Raw genomic sequence first — 3129 nt, 5'->3', positions numbered from 1 at the left:
CCGTCCGACACGGCTTTCGGAGTCAGCGCCGGGTCCGGAATCGGCGCCGCCGGGATTCTGGTGCCGGAATCAGCTGCTGGAGTGATCTGCCGGCATCAGATGCCGAACTCCCTCAGCGCTGCCAGGAACTCCTCCGGCCGCGCCTCATGGACGAGATGCCCGGCCTCGATCGTGACGAGCCGCCCCGCGGGGATCAGTGCCGCCAGCCGCGCCAGCTCCTCCTGATCGATATGACTCGTCGCCCCACCCCCGATCACCAGGGTCGGAGCGCTGATGGCGCCGAGGCGCGCGCGCCACGCCGGGTCGGGCTCGTTGAGCTGGGCATCGAGAGAGGGGACCACCGGCCAGTCGAAGTCGAGGACGCCGGCGGGCCGTTCGGCCGGGGCGCGCGGCGGGTCGAGCGCAACGAGCGGCGCCGCGTCCTCGACGACCAGGCGGCCCAGCAGCTCCGGCTCGTCCTCGGCCAGCAGATACCCGGCCGCCCCGCCCATCGAGTGCCCGATCAGGTCCGTACCGCGCAGCCCCAGGGACGTGATGAGCGCGCGCAGGTCGTCGCGGAAGAGTTCGAAGGAGTAGGTGCCGGGCCAGTCGCTCAGCCCATGGCCGCGGAAGTCGATGGCGTACACCCGGCGGGTGGCCGCGAGCTGTTCCGCGATCTGCGTCCAGTCCCGGCTGCTGCCGCCGCGTCCGTGGGCGAGGACGACGGGCGGGGCGCTCTCCTCGCCCCAGGTGCGGTAGGCGAGACGCGTCCCGTCGGGGGCCTCGACGCTACGTACGGCGGGGTCGAGGAAGGCGGCGACGGTACGGGTGAAGGCGCCGGGGTCGTCCAGCCAGGGATAGTGGCCGGCGCCGCGCTGGACGGCGGTCGTCCCGTGCGGGAAAAGCGCGGCGATCTCCGCGGCGCGGGCCGGGGTGGGCCCTCCGTCGTACTCGCCTGCGAGCACGAGGACCGGCGCGTCCAGGGCCGCGACGGCCTTCAGCGTGGCGGCCGGGTCGAAGGCGCCGTCCGCGAAGTAGGCGCGTCGCGCCTGCGGGTTGGCCTGGTGTGCGTCGTCCGCCGCGTGCGCCCTGGCGGCGGCGTCCCAGCGGCCGTACATGAACGGCACGATGTCCGGCCAGAGGTCGTCGGCGTCCCCGCCCGCCCAGAACGCCTCCCAGGCGGCGCGGCCCTCGGGGTACCAGGACTCGCTGTGGCGCAGCGCTACGGCATCGCGCCAGTCCTGTTCGGTGGCCTCGACGCCGAGGGCGCGGGTGCCGGGGGTGACGAGGGTCAGTGAGCGCACCCGCTCGGGGTGCGCGGCGGCGTACAGCAGCGCGAGGTTGCCCGAGGCCGAGTGTCCGAGGAAGTCGGCGGAGTCGAGTCCGAGATGCGCCCGCAGCGCCTCGACATCGTCGACGAGCCGGTCACAGCGATACGTCGCCGGGTCGTCCGGCACCGCGGAGTCACCGGTGCCGCGCAGGTCGAGCCGAACGAGTGTGCGGTGTGCGCCGAGCCCACCCAGGTCACCGAAGTAGGCGGATGCCCGCATCGGTCCCCCCGGAAGACAGATGAGCGGCTCCCCCGCCCCCTCGACGTGGTAAGCGAGTGTGGTCCCGTCGTACGCGCTGAAGCTCGGCATACCGCGATCTTCTCCGGGTGTCCGCGATCCTGCCAACGGGTTCCCGGGATCGCGGGTCCGTTACGCCGTAGGCGATCACGCCCACCGGGCATGAACCCGCAGGACATGAACCCTCAGGGCATGAACAGGCCCCGGAGAGACTTCGGGGGCTTCGCTCACTTCCGCGGCCCGGGATGGGTCAGGGTCCTGGTGACACCGGTCTTGACGCCCGGGCGAGTGGCTGGATTACTGATTCCGGACAGCACGACCGAATGATCGGTCGTCCGACTTGCGATGGTGACTCGGGAGTCTTCCGTATGACGGACAGGACGGATCTCACGCATCTCACGGATCTCACGGACCTGGCGGATCTGCTGGACGCCGGGGAGCGACTGAGTCGCGAGGAGCTCCGGGCCCTGCAGCTGGAACGGCTGCGGGCCACCCTGCGCCATGCGTACGAGAACGTCGGCTTCTACCGGGAGTCGTTCGACAAGGCGGGGCTGCGGCCCGAGGACTGCCGCTCGCTCGACGATCTCGCCCGCTTTCCGTTCACCACGAAGGCCGATCTGCGCGATCACTACCCGTTCGGGATGTTCGCTGTGGAGCAGTCACGGGTACGGCGCATCCACGCCTCCAGCGGCACGACCGGGCGCCCCACGGTCGTCGGCTACACCGACCGCGACCTCGACACCTGGGCGGACGTCGTGGCCCGCTCGATCCGCGCGGCCGGCGGGCGGCCCGGGCACAAGGTTCATGTGGCCTACGGATACGGGCTGTTCACCGGCGGCCTCGGCGCGCACTACGGGGCGGAGCGGCTCGGCTGCACGGTCATCCCGGCGTCGGGCGGGATGACGTCCCGACAGGTCCAGCTGATCCAGGACTTCCGGCCCGAGATCATCATGGTGACACCCTCGTACATGCTGACACTGCTGGACGAGTTCGAGCGGCAGGACATCGATCCACGGACGACCTCGCTCAAGGTCGGGATCTTCGGCGCGGAGCCGTGGACCGAGGAGATGCGGCGCGAGATCGAGGAGCGGTTCGCGATCGACGCGGTCGACATCTACGGGCTGTCCGAGGTGATCGGTCCGGGCGTGGCACAGGAGTGCGTCGAGACCAAGGACGGCCTGCACATCTGGGAGGACCACTTCTACCCGGAGGTCGTGGATCCGTTCACGGGCGAGGTGCTGCCGGACGGGGAGGAGGGAGAGCTGGTGTTCACCTCGCTCACCAAGGAAGCGATGCCGGTGATCCGGTACCGGACCCGGGATCTGACGCGACTGCTGCCGGGGACGGCGCGGGTGTTCCGGCGGATGGAGAAGGTCACCGGCCGCAGCGACGACATGATCATCCTGCGTGGGGTGAATCTCTTCCCCACCCAGATCGAGGAGATCGTGCTGCGTACGCCGGGTGTCGCCCCGCACTTCCAGCTGCGGCTGACCCGCGAGGGCCGGATGGACGCGCTGACGGTACGGGCCGAGGCGCGCGGCGCGGCGTCGCCCGAGCAGCGGGCCGCCGCCCCGCGGGGGGA

At 71.1% G+C, this 3129-nt stretch carries 2 protein-coding genes; one reads left to right on the top strand and one right to left on the bottom strand.

The annotated features are described in order from the left end of the window. Positions 1-95: 95 nt before the first annotated feature. Positions 96-1619, bottom strand: a complete 1524-nt coding sequence (locus tag ACWGI8_RS42270) for an alpha/beta fold hydrolase (RefSeq protein ID WP_453668776.1) — start codon at positions 1617-1619, stop codon at positions 96-98. Positions 1620-1915: 296 nt separating this feature from the next. Between ACWGI8_RS42270 and paaK the strand changes: the two genes are divergently transcribed. Next, positions 1916-3129 (top strand): phenylacetate--CoA ligase PaaK (gene paaK, locus ACWGI8_RS42265; protein WP_453668775.1); only part of this gene is annotated, 1214 nt, incomplete at its 3' end.

It is taken from the genome of Streptomyces sp. NPDC054841, from assembly GCF_053611045.1.
Note: the sequence above shows the minus strand (reverse complement) of the source record. Positions and strands in the feature narration are given on the sequence as shown.

Bases quoted from the DNA above. Each gene is read 5' to 3' on its own strand.
- ACWGI8_RS42270 (WP_453668776.1), bottom strand. From the start codon at position 1,619: ATGCCGAGCTTCAGCGCGTACGACGGGACCACACTCGCTTACCACGTC.